This is a genomic window from Clostridium sp. HCS.1, from assembly GCF_047900555.1.
Lineage (GTDB): Bacteria > Bacillota > Clostridia > Clostridiales > Clostridiaceae > Clostridium.
On sequence record NZ_CP170704.1, the window covers coordinates 2,235,866 to 2,249,474 of the forward strand.

General features: G+C 26.4%; 16 protein-coding genes. 4 read left to right on the forward strand and 12 right to left on the reverse strand.

Going from position 1 to position 13,609, the window contains the following annotated elements; translation table 11 throughout:
- Window positions 1–14: 14 nt before the first annotated feature.
- The 3 genes from ACFYH6_RS10645 to ACFYH6_RS10655 form a co-directional block, all read right to left on the reverse strand.
- The gene (locus tag ACFYH6_RS10645; protein WP_416178598.1) at window positions 15–935 is read right to left on the reverse strand and encodes an ABC transporter permease; all 921 of its coding nucleotides are present in this window, start codon (window positions 933–935) and stop codon (window positions 15–17) included.
- A gap of 437 nt (window positions 936–1,372) precedes the next feature.
- Window positions 1,373–2,512 carry a pyridoxal phosphate-dependent aminotransferase gene (locus tag ACFYH6_RS10650; protein ID WP_416178599.1) on the reverse strand — a complete coding sequence of 380 codons (1,140 nt, stop codon included), beginning with the start codon at window positions 2,510–2,512 and terminating at the stop codon, window positions 1,373–1,375.
- Window positions 2,513–2,529: 17 nt separating this feature from the next.
- Window positions 2,530–3,066, reverse strand: coding sequence for a cob(I)yrinic acid a,c-diamide adenosyltransferase (locus tag ACFYH6_RS10655; RefSeq protein ID WP_416178600.1), 537 nt, complete (start codon window positions 3,064–3,066; stop codon window positions 2,530–2,532).
- 153 nt (window positions 3,067–3,219) lie between these two features.
- Here ACFYH6_RS10655 and dapD point away from each other — a divergent pair, with 153 nt between their 5' ends.
- A complete protein-coding gene (dapD, locus tag ACFYH6_RS10660) occupies window positions 3,220–3,933 on the forward strand; it encodes a 2,3,4,5-tetrahydropyridine-2,6-dicarboxylate N-acetyltransferase (RefSeq protein ID WP_316342977.1) in 714 nt (237 codons plus the stop codon).
- 41 nt (window positions 3,934–3,974) lie between these two features.
- On the opposite strand, the gene ACFYH6_RS10665 is transcribed toward dapD, so the two are convergent.
- Together ACFYH6_RS10665 and ACFYH6_RS10670 are read right to left on the reverse strand one after the other, a co-directional pair.
- On the reverse strand, window positions 3,975–4,640 hold the full coding sequence (locus tag ACFYH6_RS10665; protein ID WP_316342978.1) for a single-stranded DNA-binding protein: 666 nt from the start codon (window positions 4,638–4,640) through the stop codon (window positions 3,975–3,977).
- Between the two features lie 106 nt (window positions 4,641–4,746).
- On the reverse strand, window positions 4,747–5,508 hold the full coding sequence (locus ACFYH6_RS10670; protein WP_316342979.1) for a polysaccharide deacetylase family protein: 762 nt from the start codon (window positions 5,506–5,508) through the stop codon (window positions 4,747–4,749).
- 129 nt (window positions 5,509–5,637) lie between these two features.
- Between ACFYH6_RS10670 and ACFYH6_RS10675 the strand changes: the two genes are divergently transcribed.
- On the forward strand, window positions 5,638–6,171 hold the full coding sequence (locus tag ACFYH6_RS10675; protein ID WP_316342980.1) for a DUF4364 family protein: 534 nt from the start codon (window positions 5,638–5,640) through the stop codon (window positions 6,169–6,171).
- On the opposite strand, the gene ACFYH6_RS10680 is transcribed toward ACFYH6_RS10675, so the two are convergent.
- Complete coding sequence (locus tag ACFYH6_RS10680) at window positions 6,168–7,061, reverse strand: YncE family protein (protein WP_416178601.1); 894 nt, start codon at window positions 7,059–7,061, stop codon at window positions 6,168–6,170. The genes ACFYH6_RS10675 and ACFYH6_RS10680 overlap by 4 nt on opposite strands.
- A gap of 170 nt (window positions 7,062–7,231) precedes the next feature.
- Between ACFYH6_RS10680 and ACFYH6_RS10685 the strand changes: the two genes are divergently transcribed.
- Entirely contained in the window at window positions 7,232–7,480 is a 249-nt protein-coding gene (locus ACFYH6_RS10685; RefSeq protein WP_316342982.1) for a TIGR03905 family TSCPD domain-containing protein, read from the forward strand.
- A 7-nt stretch (window positions 7,481–7,487) separates the two neighbouring features.
- Here the strand turns inward: ACFYH6_RS10685 and ACFYH6_RS10690 are convergent, their stop codons facing one another.
- Window positions 7,488–8,153, reverse strand: a complete 666-nt coding sequence (locus tag ACFYH6_RS10690) for a peptidoglycan recognition family protein (protein WP_416178602.1) — start codon at window positions 8,151–8,153, stop codon at window positions 7,488–7,490.
- 95 nt (window positions 8,154–8,248) lie between these two features.
- Window positions 8,249–8,623, reverse strand: coding sequence for a hypothetical protein (locus ACFYH6_RS10695; RefSeq protein WP_316342984.1), 375 nt, complete (start codon window positions 8,621–8,623; stop codon window positions 8,249–8,251).
- A 405-nt stretch (window positions 8,624–9,028) separates the two neighbouring features.
- Between ACFYH6_RS10695 and ACFYH6_RS10700 the strand changes: the two genes are divergently transcribed.
- The gene (locus ACFYH6_RS10700; protein WP_416178603.1) at window positions 9,029–9,652 is read left to right on the forward strand and encodes a heme oxygenase (biliverdin-producing); all 624 of its coding nucleotides are present in this window, start codon (window positions 9,029–9,031) and stop codon (window positions 9,650–9,652) included.
- A 71-nt stretch (window positions 9,653–9,723) separates the two neighbouring features.
- Here the strand turns inward: ACFYH6_RS10700 and ACFYH6_RS10705 are convergent, their stop codons facing one another.
- The 4 genes from ACFYH6_RS10705 to ACFYH6_RS10720 all read right to left on the reverse strand — a co-directional run bounded on the left by ACFYH6_RS10705 (window position 9,724) and on the right by ACFYH6_RS10720 (window position 13,605).
- Window positions 9,724–10,155, reverse strand: a complete 432-nt coding sequence (locus ACFYH6_RS10705; RefSeq protein ID WP_316342986.1) for an Rrf2 family transcriptional regulator — start codon at window positions 10,153–10,155, stop codon at window positions 9,724–9,726.
- 78 nt (window positions 10,156–10,233) lie between these two features.
- Window positions 10,234–11,160, reverse strand: a complete 927-nt coding sequence (cysK, locus tag ACFYH6_RS10710) for a cysteine synthase A (protein WP_316342987.1) — start codon at window positions 11,158–11,160, stop codon at window positions 10,234–10,236.
- 262 nt (window positions 11,161–11,422) lie between these two features.
- Window positions 11,423–12,370, reverse strand: a complete 948-nt coding sequence (locus ACFYH6_RS10715; RefSeq protein WP_316342988.1) for a TDT family transporter — start codon at window positions 12,368–12,370, stop codon at window positions 11,423–11,425.
- A gap of 284 nt (window positions 12,371–12,654) precedes the next feature.
- On the reverse strand, window positions 12,655–13,605 hold the full coding sequence (locus tag ACFYH6_RS10720) for a TDT family transporter (RefSeq protein WP_416178604.1): 951 nt from the start codon (window positions 13,603–13,605) through the stop codon (window positions 12,655–12,657).
- Window positions 13,606–13,609: the final 4 nt, after the last annotated feature.

The following is a 13,609-nucleotide window of genomic DNA, read 5'->3' on the forward strand; positions in this document are numbered from 1 at the left end:
TTCTTTACCCCCTATTAACCTTCAAGCTTAATTCTTGGGTCTATTAATACATAAACAATATCAACTAAAAGATTACATATTACTATTAATGTACAATAAAATGCTGTTACTCCTAATAATGAAGTATAATCTCTATTAGTTATTGATAATGTAAATTCATTACCTAGTCCAGGAATAGCAAATATTTTTTCTACTACAAAAGATCCAGTTAAAACTCCTGCAACTAATGGTCCTAAATAAGTTACTACTGGAATTAATGAATTTCTTAATGCATGTTTAAAAATTATTGTTTTTCCACTTAAGCCTTTAGCTTTTGCTGTTCTTATATAATCTGACTTTAATACGTCCATTAATTTACTTCTTGTTAATCTTGTTATAAATGCCATAGAACTTCCTGAAAGCGCAAGTACTGGCATTATATAGTTTTTAGGCTTACTTAATCCAGTTGCTGGCAATAATCCTTTCGCCTGCACCGTAAAAATATAGATTAAGAAAGTTCCCATTACAAAGCTTGGTATTGTTATTCCTATTGTAGCTAATATCATACATACATGATCTGGCCATTTTCCTGCCTTTAATGCAGCAATTATTCCTAATGATACTCCTACTATTACAGAAAATACTATTGATACCGCTCCAACTTTGGCTGAATTAGGGAAGCTTTTCTTTATTGTTGTTAAAACATCTCTTCCTTTATACTTCATTGATTTACCAAAGTCACCCTTTAATAGGTTCTTCATATAAATTGCATATTGTTCTCCAACCGGCTTGTCCAATCCATATTTTTCATTTAATTGAGCTTTCATCTCAGGTGTAGTTTTTTCTCCGTCAAATGGACCACCCGGCATCATCCTTACTAGAAAGAAAACTATAGTAACTACTGCCCAAATAGTAATTAAACTAGTTAAAAGTCTCTTTCCTATATACTTTACCATTTGTGTTCAACCCCCATTCATTATTCTACGCACATTCCAATTTGTAGATATTAATAATTATATTATATTATAAGAAATTGTCAATTAACATTTTAAAATAACATGTCCTATTTTGATAATATATCAATAAAATTATAGTTTTTTTCCCAATTGTTAAAAGGTGTTGAGTCCTTCTAGAAAACGCTTACACCCCCTATATTTCTGCTTTTATGCAAGTATAAATATTAATCCTTCATTTTTTCTAATTTTTATTAATATATTAATTTTTTAAATTATTTTATTCTTTTATAATAAACTTATATGGACATTAGGCTTTATTTGTTCACTGTAAGCGAACAAATTTAATAGTCTTAGTTACATATTTAAAAGAACTTATTAGCATATTTATTCATAAAAACACCCACCAATATGAATAAAATTCTATTAGTGGGTGTTTTTTAATTACTATATCTATTTATGAATTTCTCAATTCTATTTAAGGCTTCTTTTAATTCCTTATGAGAGTAACAATAAGATATTCTAATAAATCCTTCTCCTCCAACTCCAAAGGCATCCCCTGGAACACAGGCAACTTTTTCTTCATATAATAGCTTTTCACAAAACAACTCAGATTTTAAATTATATTTCTTTATAGAAGGAAATATATAAAAGGCTCCTTTAGGCGAAACAAAATCCATATTCATCTTTCTAAGCCTATCTTCTATATAAGCCTTTCTTCTTATAAATTCTTCTTTCATATAATCTACATTATAAAGTCCATATTTAAGACCTTCTACAACTCCATACTGCCCTACTGAATTAGTACAAGACACATTATATTGATGTACTTTTCCAATTTCATCAAGTTTCTCTTTTTTTGCTGCAACAAATCCTACTCTAATACCTGTAATAGAAAACATTTTAGAAAAGCCGCCAATATATATTACATTATCTATAACATCTTCATTCATAGCAATACTATAATATTCATCGTAACAAAGAGATTCATATAATTCATCGCTTATTATAGTTAATTTATTTTCTTTTATAATTTCTAATAAATTGTTATATTCACTCTTACTTAATATAGCTCCAGTTGGATTAGATGGATATGACAAAATCATATACTTGATATTTTCTTCTTTTATTAATCTTTTTAACATTTCAAAATCTAAAGAAAAATCATCCTTTAGTTTATAATTTATAACTTCCCCGCCTATTATTTTAACAATATTTTCGTAAGCTGGATAAGCTGGAGTAGGAATTAAAACTTTATTCCCTTTGTTTATTATAGAAACTAAAGATGAAAATAAAGCTTCACTTCCACCTACAGTAACACAAATCTCATCATGCTCATAATTAATTCCCTTAGCTTTTAAATACTTTGATATTTCTTTTCTTAATTCTAAAAGCCCAAAATTATCTGTATATACAGTCTTATCCTCTTTTATTGCTTTTATCATTCCATTTTTTATTTCTTTAGGTGTCTTAAAATCAGGTTGCCCTAAGGTTAATGATATAGCCCCATCAACATTTTTTACCTTATTAAAAAACCTTCTTATTCCAGACATTTTTATCTCATTTAAATTCTCATTCATTTTTTGCCCCCTATTGCTTAAAATTCTATTCCTTCTCTAGCTGGAACTCCTTCTTCAAAATAATGCTTAATACACTTCATTTCTGTAACTAAATTACTTTTCTCTATTATTTCTTTAGGAACGTTTCTTCCTGTTAATATTATTTCCATAGATTCAGGTTTATTATCTAATATATACATAACTTCTTCTACACTAAGAAATTCATTTGACAATACAGCCATAATTTCATCAATAATCAGTACATCACATTTATTTTCCTTAATAACTTCTAGTATAAAATTATATCCATCTCTAATTTCTAGTTTTAATTCTTCTAATTCTTCTTTTGTTAAGTTCCATGTAAAATCCTTTGGCTTTTCAAATCTAAATATTTTAAAATTATCTCCAAGTTCATCTATGGTTTTAAGTTCACCAGTTTTGCCTCCCTTTAAGAATTGCAACATATAAACTTTTAACCCATTACCATAAGCTCTAATTCCTTGGCCAATAGCTGCAGTTGTCTTTCCTTTACCTTCTCCAGTATAAACTTGAATTAATCCTTTTTCTAATTTCAATTTTATCAACTCCTTTTTATAGATTTTACATTAAGTATAATTTACTTGCAAATAATATTATTATTTGTATTTTATATTTCCTAACACTTGCTATCCTTCCAATATATTGATATAATTTCTTCAAATTAATATTAATTTGGGGAGGATTTATTTATGAATTATAACGATTTAACCGATCCTTATGAAATTGCAAAATTTATAAGAGATTCTGTAAAGATAACACCTGTTAAAGCCTATATAAATGGGGACTTAAGCAGAGTTGAATTCAATAATATAGAATGGTATGGAAGCAATAATTTTTATATTTTATTTGGAGAATCAAATATACTTAAAGAATTTATAGAAAAAAATAAATCTTTAATAAATCATTTTAGAATAGAAAATGATAGAAGAAATTCTGCTATTCCTATGTTAAACCTTCTAGAAGTTAACGCTAGAATCGAGCCTGGTGCAATAATAAGAGATAGAGTAAAGATAGAAGAAAATGCTGTTATTATGATGGGTGCTGTTATTAATATAGGTGCTGAAATTGGTGAAGGTACTATGATAGATATGAATGCAGTCCTTGGGGCTAGAGCTAAAATAGGAAAAAGATCTCATATTGGTGCTGGTGCTGTAGTGGCTGGAGTTTTAGAACCACCAAGTAAATCTCCATGTGAAATAGGAGATGATGTATTAATAGGTGCCAATGCAGTAATTTTAGAAGGTGTTCGTGTTGGTAATGGAGCTGTCATTGCTGCAGGTTCTATTGTAACAAAGGATGTTCCATCTGGAGTTGTTGTTGCAGGTAGTCCAGCTAAAATTATAAAATCTGTAGATGAGCACACAAAAGATAAAACAAAAATTCTAGAAGATCTAAGAAAATAAAATACATATTAAATAAGGAGCTGTTACCAGCTCCTTATTTATTACATAACTTCTTGTTCATTAACTTCATTAACAGGGTCTACTTGTTCCTCTTGAACTCTTTCCATCTTTGAAACTGATACTTCATAAGCAATTTTCTTTATTACATCAGTATCACTAACCTTTTTTTGATATTCTCTGCTTTGTAGTCTACCCCAAACTCTAATATTATCTCCTACTTCTAAGCTTTGACAAAATCTAGAGTTTCTTCCCCAAGCTATAGTAGGAATATAATCTGATTTATTATAAGCTCTATTTACAGCTAATAATACATCAGCAATTTCTCTTCCAAATGGTGTTGTTCTATAAACTGGTTCCTTACATATATATCCATCTAAGAAAATTTCATTAGGATTCTTACTTCTTTCAATACACGGTTCTATGTTCCTAGCAAAAACTGTTAATATTAATTTATTAGATCCGTCTACGAATTTATTATAAGATCTTAGTTGACCATCTACAATTATCTCTTTCCCAATTGATAAATCCATATTTGCTATTAATCTCTCTGATACAGTTATATTTAAAATATCAACTGAGTCACTAAGTCTCATAACCTCCATAGAAAATGTATAAAACCCTTCCCCATACATTTCATGACTGAATTCTAATTCTGATATTACCTTTCCCTCTAAATAAATCTTGTTATTTAACATCAAGTTGTCCATCACTAACCCCTCTCTCCCTTAGTAATAATTTTTATTCCTTTGCTTTTTTAATCTTTATGGATACATTTCCATTATAATACATTATATCATCATTTTTCAATATTTTTTAATTATTTTTTATTTGTTCTCCATTTTCATTAATAAAATAATCGCCATAGTAAATGATTTCACCTACTTTAGCAAATTTATAACCTTCTTTTAATAATTCATCAATTATCTTATCTAAATTTCCAGGAGTATATTTAGCGTTATTATGAAATAATAGTATTGATCCAGGAGCAACTTTCTTCATAACTCTGCTATATTCTTCAATTGCACTACTTTGCTTCCAGTCTACAGAATCTACATCCCACTGAATACTAATCATTCCTTGATTATATATAAATTCACATGCTTTTTTATTATAATCTCCACTTGGAAATCTAAATAGCTTTATCTCTTCACCAGTTACATCCTTAATAATTTTATTAGTCTTATCAAGTTCTTCCTTCATCTTTTCTTCGGTAATTTTACTAAACATGGGATGCTTATAGCTATGATTTCCTATTTCATGACCTCCCTCCTTTATTTTTATAAGTTTTTCTCTGTTTTCATCACTATAATTAACCCAACCTCCCATTATAAAAAAGGTTGCCTTTACATTATATTTATCTAGTACCTCTAATATGTTATATAATTCTTCTTTTTCAGCCCAATTTATATCAAAAGTAATAGCTATAACTTTTTCTTCTGTTTTAACCCTATATATAGGCTTATCATTTTTAATTTCTGCTAAGCTAAGTTTAGCTTTTTCAGTAAATAATATAGATACTATTATTGTTGAAATTAATAATAGTAAACTTAATCCAACCCTATACCTTCTATTCATAAATTCTCCTAATAAGTGATTCATTTAATTTATATTCTGTTTTTTTATATTAATGACAATAATATGTAGTTATGAAATTTTTAAATATTATGTTATAATAAATCTATACTTTCTAAATGGAGGTTTAATATGTACGAAAACTCAGCTGAATTAGCAGAAAATAAATTATTAGTATTATATGTAATTGATTCATTAAAACATCCTATTACGAATACTCAATTAACAGAAATTATCTTAGAAAATAATTTTATAAATTACTTTACTCTTCAACAGTATATTAGTGAACTAATAACTTCAGATTTTCTAAGATATGAAACAGTTAATGAAAAGAATCTTATTCGTATTACTGAAAAAGGTACCAATACCCTTTCATTCTTTTCTGATAGGATTTCTTCAATTAAAAAGAAGATAATCGACGATTACCTTCTTTCAATAGTAGACTCTATAAAAAAAGAATTAACTATTCATAGTGATTATACCCTTGGAGAAGATGACTCCTTTATTGTAGACTTACAGGCTTTAGAAAATGATAATTTACTAATATCTCTAAAAGTTTCAGTACCTACAAAAAAACAAGCAGTATCTCTATGCAATAGGTGGAAGGATAACCCTTCTGATATATATAATAAAATTATGAACTCTTTATTTAATGATTCAAACTAATATAAAGTCATAGCATTAGGTTCTTTCCCTACTGTTATGGCTTTTGTATTATTATTACGCAAGTCTAAGCATATCACTCTTCCATTAAAATAGTCCCCAATATATAGTATATTTCTATATTTAACTATAGATCTAGGCATACCACCTACTATTATTTCAGTTACTTTATTTAAATTTAACTTATCTATCAGTGTTATACTACCATCCATTAAATTACATATATATAATATATCTTCTTCTTCAATAATGTCTATTGGTACTTTGCCTACTCCTATTTTCCTTAATGATTTTAATGTAATTAAATCAAAAACTTCTATATATCCATTATTTTCATCACCCATATAACTTTCACAAACATATAATAGTTTACCGTCCTTTGATACCCTAACCTTAGTAGGATATTCTAATGTAGTCAATTCTCCTATTATATTATTAGATACTATATCAATTACAGATATATTATTACTTTGAAAATTAGTGATAAAAATTAGCCCTAATTCTTTGCTTAACTCAATATTATAGGGCCAATTATTAGTTTTTATTTCTAATATCATTTTATTTTCCTCTATATCATAAACAACAACAGAATTAGATTCAGAACATACAATGTACAAATTATTATTATAGCCAATTAAATCATTTGGATGCTCTCCAACATAAGTAGAGTCTATTTCCTTTAAAGTATCCATATTTAATATTGAAATAGAATTACTATAACTATTAACTACATAAGCTATATTATTTTTGATATAAATCCCATTTGGTCCTAGTGGTTTTTCCCCTATAGTTAGTAATATTTCTTTATAATCTACACTTAGATCAAGTGACTTTACCAATGACATTTTACTAATACAATCACTGCCAGTATTACATACAATCAAAGAGTTCATCCTATCCCACCTTTTATTTCTCTTATTATAATATATACATTTATATTATATGTTTAAGCTATTTTTTCGGACCATAATTTTATCTTTTCACTTAAAATTCTACAAATTACTTTATTTTTAATTAATATGATTATATAATAATCTTGCAATAAATTTTGGAGGTATATTAGATGTTTATTTATAAGACTAAAGGGGTATGTGCAACAGAAATTCACTTAGATATTGAAAATGATACTATTAAGAGTGTAGAATTTATTAGAGGTTGCCAAGGAAATCTAACAGGAATATCAGCATTAGTGGCTGGTATGAATATTGATGATGCAATAAATAAACTTAGAGGAATAGATTGCCGTAATAAAGGCACTTCTTGCCCTGATCAATTATCAAAGGCTTTAGAAGAATATAAACTAAGTGCTTAAGGAGCTGTCACACAGCTCCTAATTTTATTTCTAATCTTTTATATTTCTTTATATTCTTTACTATCATTTTTCTCACTTCCTCTAAAGGAAATTTTTCTCCAGGACAAAGAGTACTATATACTTCTTTATGCCCAATAATCTTATAAATATCATATTTTAAAGAAATATATAATGATAAATTTATTAAATTCTTTAATTGTGCTTCTTTCACTTCTTCATCTTCAAAATTACCCTCTAAGCAAATACCAATAGAACTACTATTTTCACCTAAAGTATGAGCTCCTTCTGAACCTTCAGGTCTCCCCTCATATATAGTACCATTCTTGCTTATGTAAAAGTTATATCCTATTCCCTTCCATCCTTTCGACTTGTGAAATTCATTAATTTCTTCGGGAGAAGCCTTTGCTAAAGCAGTATGATGAATAATAATTTTATTTGGTTTATTATTCATATTTAAATTTTCTTTCCAGTTATAATCAACCTTCATAATATTTAAACTTTTCTCCATTTCATTTATTTCAGCAGTTGAAATGTGAATATTATAGTATTTTCTATAACTTATTTTAAAGTATTCTCTTATACTATCTTTGAAAAATATAGCCAAAGAAAAAATAAGGACTAAAAATAATAAAATATAGATATATACTTTTTTTACTCTTATAATAATAATCAAACAAACCAATCTCCTAAATCAATCCTATACTTATAATTTATTGCAAAAAAAAGTAAGTATTCTTATTTTAGAATACTTACTTAGAAATTTACTTATTATAATAAATAGCTACTTATTAAAACTACAATAGATCCTATTAATATGGAAGAACTAATTAAATCCATATTAATTTTAATATTAGAAGCTGAAACTATTCTTTCTTTTTCAGCAATGTTATTTTCTAAAACTATATTTGCAAAATACTGTGGATTAACTTGGCCAAACTCTTGTAACGATAAGCTTTGATTGCTTCCACTTATTGAAGAAAATAATACTATCATCAATATTAATATTCCTTCAATGAAAAGTACATCCTTTAAGTGAAATCCTCTTAAGCTAGAAATTACTCCTGCAATTAGAAATAAAGATACTAAATTAGCAATAAAAATTAATATAAATTTTCTTAAGCTTTTAGATTTATTTTTTATCATAAGAACCATCATCCACCTTTCTCTGATATCATTTACATATTAGCATTTATGCGGATTTATTACAATATCTACTACCTTCTTCTAAAGCTAGTTTAATTACTAATTTTTTAAAGTTTAACTATGTTTTTTATAAAAAATATCATCTAATAACCAATGATATTTTTTATATTTAATGAAAGACATTTAAATTTATCGATTTCCTAAATTTATAATTTTCTTTCTTTTCTTTAATATATTTTATATATAAAATGAACATTGTTCAAAAAACTTCAAAATTTGATAATATTTAAAGCATTTACGAGAAAAACCTTATAATTTAATCCTAAATAAAATTTGATATTTCATAGTTCAAAGAGTAGTATTAAATTAATATTAATCGATAATAATTATTAAAGGAGTGTTTATATGAATAATTTCATGAATGATATTAGAAACAAAAGTAATCTTCTTCATAAAGCAACTGAAAATTCAGGCTTTACACATAGATTTCTTGCTAAAGGTGCAAACTTAGAAAGCTATACAGAATATATTTATAACTTATCTTTTGTATATGATGCTATTGAAACAAATTTAAATAAATATAAGGATTTAGATGAAGTTAAACTTTTTGTTACAACTGAACTTTTTAGAACAGAAGCAATTAGAAATGACGTAAGAGCTCTAGGAAATAATAAAGATTTAGAAGTTCTTTCTTCAACTTTAGCTTATGTAGATAAGATAAATACTGTTGCTGAGAATAATCCAAAATTATTAATAGCTCATGGGTATATAAGATTTTTAGCCGATTTATTTGGAGGTAGAATGTTCTATTCTCTATTAAAAGAAGAGTACCATGTTTCAGATGAAGCTCTTAACTATTATGCTTATGAAAATTTAGGTGAGATAAAAACTTATGTTATGAAATATCATATGATGTTAGCTAATCTAAAGCTTACTGAAGAAGAACAAAAACAATTTATTATTGAAGTATCTAATGCTTATATTTACAACATTTCAATATCCAATGAATTAGATGCTAAATACTTCTAGGAATAAAGGAACTTGAATGATGTGCACCCCCAAATGTCAGACACTATATCTAACATTTGGAGGTGTATTTTTTATATATAATAAATAATTGTATCTTTTGATTTTTTATAATTATCTACTAGATCTTCTAAAGTTATTGAAGAAAAATAATCTTTAATAATATTATTTATATCTTTCCACAAATTCTTATTTATAAACTCTTCTAATTCATTTTCTTCCTTATCATTTATATCTATAAAAATATTATCACCTTCTAGAATCTTTAAGATTTCTAGTATAGTTAATTCTCTTATATCTTTACCTAAACTATATCCACCTTGTGCGCCTTTTCTACCTACTATAATACCAGCTTTTCTTAACAATGAAAAAATTTGTTCTAGATATCTTTCAGATATATTTTGTCGTTCTGATATAGCTTTAATCGTAACATTTTCAGAATCCATATTAATAGATAGGTCAATTAGAGCCCTTAATCCATATCTTCCTTTAGTTGAAATCTTCACTTAATCACCTTTTTCTATTTATTCTATAGTTTATATAATAAAAGTCATCACTAAAAATAGCAATGACTTAATAATAAATTATTTATATAAATCAGTAGATAAATATCTTTCTCCTGTATCTGGTAAAATAACTACTATATTTTTATCTTTATTTTCTTCTCTTTTTGCTAATTCTGTAGCTGCAACTATTGCTGCACCTGATGATATCCCTACTAATAATCCTTCTGTTCTTGCTAAATCCTTTGATGCTTTGAATGCATCTTCATTTTCAACTTTTATAACTTCATCTATTATTGATACATTTAAGTTCTTTGGTATAAATCCTGCTCCTATACCTTGTAATTTATGTGGTCCTGGATTTCCACCTGAAATAACTGGTGAATTTGTTGGCTCAACGGCTACAATTTTTACATCAGATTTTCTTGCCTTTAAAACTTCACCTATTCCTGTTAAAGTTCCCCCTGTACCAACTCCAGCAACTACTATATCTACTTGTCCATCTGTATCATTCCAAATCTCTTCTGCAGTTGTTACTCTATGGATTTGTGGATTTGCTGGGTTTTCAAATTGTTGAAGTATTATAGAATTTTCAATTGATGCTTTAAGTTCATTAGCTTTTGCTATAGCACCCTTCATTCCTTCTGCTCCTGGAGTTAATACTAATTCAGCTCCTAATGCTTTTAATAAACTCCTTCTTTCCATACTCATTGTTTCAGGCATTGTTAAAATCAATCTATATCCTTTTGCAGCTGAAATATAAGCTAAAGCTATTCCTGTATTTCCACTAGTTGGTTCAATGATAACTGTGTCTTTGTTTAATAGCCCCTCTTTTTCTGCAGCTTCTATCATTCCAAATCCAATTCTATCCTTTACGCTGCCACCTGGGTTAAAATATTCTAACTTTCCAATAATTTTTCCTAAAACATTTTTTTCATTATTATAATTTTCAAGTTCAAGTAATGGTGTATTTCCTATTAATTGAACTAAACTTTTTGCAATTTTCATATTTCTCTCTCCTTTTCCTACTATTCCGATATGTTTTTATAATATAATAATACTCCATTTTATATAATTTGTGAATACTTTTTTATATTTATTTCAAAAAAAAAATAAGGCTGTCTAAACAACCTTATTTTAAAAACCAAAAATTATTGAAGTGATTTATTTTAAATCACTATAAATATATTTTTTATAAACTTCTGAAGGAGTTTATTCCTGAATTTCACATTTTTCATTATTAATTTTACATTGTGCGAAAGTTCAAGTTTTATTTAGTTTTTATAGCTTTTATGAACATTTTAAAGAAATTAAATAAAACATATGCTATTATAGCTGTTGTTACATATATTTGAATTCCAGATATTTGTTTCACTATATTACCTAGAACCTCATTTCCACTACTAATTAGGAATCCTGACATTTTTATTGAAGCCACAATACCTATAGCCATAGGGAATGTTAAACCAGCAAAGGCTGGAGTAAATTCAAATGAGAAAAATCCTGGTAGCTTGTACAATACAAATAATAAAGTAACAAAAGCAACTAAATATAATAAAGAAATAACTACTTTATTAGGATTTTCTACAACATTTAAATATGAAACTACACAAAGGCTAGATGGTGCTAGTAATATTGCTTGCGTATGATAAAAAGCATCTTTTAATGGATATTTTATTAATCTTATTACCATAAATGGCATTATAATTACTAAAGCTAAAATTCCATAGTATAATACTATTTTACTAATAAGAGGCTCATTCATTGCAGAACCAACAACTACAGAAACCATTATTCCATTAAATGTTACAAACCAGCTTGGTACAAAAGTATCTTTATTAACACCTTTAATTACATTTCTATATATAAAAATTAATAAATGTATTGTATGTAATATTAATCCTATAGACCATAATGCTTTTCCTAAAAAATTATTATAATCAAAATAATATGATCCTAAAATCATTGTAATCATTGTAAAACCTGCATATAAACTAGCTGGAACAGTATTTGAATATTCCTTTTTACATGTATTTGTAAATGCTATAATTTTAACTAAGTAAGCCATTAAAATTATAGTAGCTACCCACATAGTTAAATGCCTTACAAAGCTATATCCTAATGTAGAATAAACATTTGATAATGTTGCAGCTCCAACCATTGTCGGTAATAATGGTACAGGAATATTTTCGATTTTTTTCAGTAAATTATTTTTCATTTCTACCTCCTAAATTAATTTAAGAATACTAAATTAACTTTTCATCCGTTACTATGTTAATTATTTCACTTGATTGTTTATAATTAAACAAACTTTCTCTTCAATTATACTTTATACCAATTATATTTCTGTGATTATTATCACAGTTTTAGTTTTTTATAGTAAAAAATTAAAAATAATTATTTCTTTTAAGAGAAATAACCCTAAAGAAAGTTAAATACTTACTTTAAGGTTATTCCAATAATTATATCTGATATATGTAAAATTTATATTAAAATATAATATTAACTTCTTTTATAGCTTTTAACTAACATATGCAGAAAATTATATAAAACAAAAGCTATTATTGTAGTAGTAATATAAATTTGAATACCACTTATTTCTTTTGCTATATAAGATAATGATTTATATCCTATACTTTCAAAAAATGAAGATGCTTTTATAGAAGCAACTATTCCTATAGCCATAGGGAATGTTAAACCTGCAAAGCCTGGTGTAAATGTATAGGAAAAAAACTTAGGTAGCATATATATTATGAATAATAGTGTTAGCAGTATTATTATATATAAAATTCCAATTATGATCTTATTAGGGTTATTTATATAATTTAAATAACTAACTAAACAAAGGCTTGATGGTGCAAGTAAAATTGCTTGTGTATGAAATAAAGCTTCATTTATAGGTTCCCTTCTTAATCTCCTAATCATAAAAGGTAATATTATTATAAATACTATTATCCCATAATAAACTATAATCTTCCCTATAAAAGGTTCATTCATAGGCTTTCCAACTACTGTAGAAACCATAATTCCATTGTAAGTTACAAACCAACTAGGTACAAAAGTTTCTTTTTTAACTCCTAAAAATACATTTCTATATGTAAATATTACTATATGAATTGCATGTAATACTATTCCTATAATCCATAAGCCTTTTCCTAATACTTTATTATAACTAAAATAATAGGACCCCAAAATCATTAATAGCATTGTAAATGCTGCATAAAGACTTGCTGGTACTGTATTACTATATTCACTTTTACAAGTATCAAAATATAATGTTATCTTAATTATATATGCGATTAAAATTAAAGTAGTAATTATCATAGTAATATGTCTAATCCAATTGTAGCCTAATATCTGATATACATTAGATAATGTTGCTGCTCCTACCATAGTAGGTAAAATAGGTACTGGCATATTCTTAATTTTTTTTATTATACTTTTATTTTCCAATCCT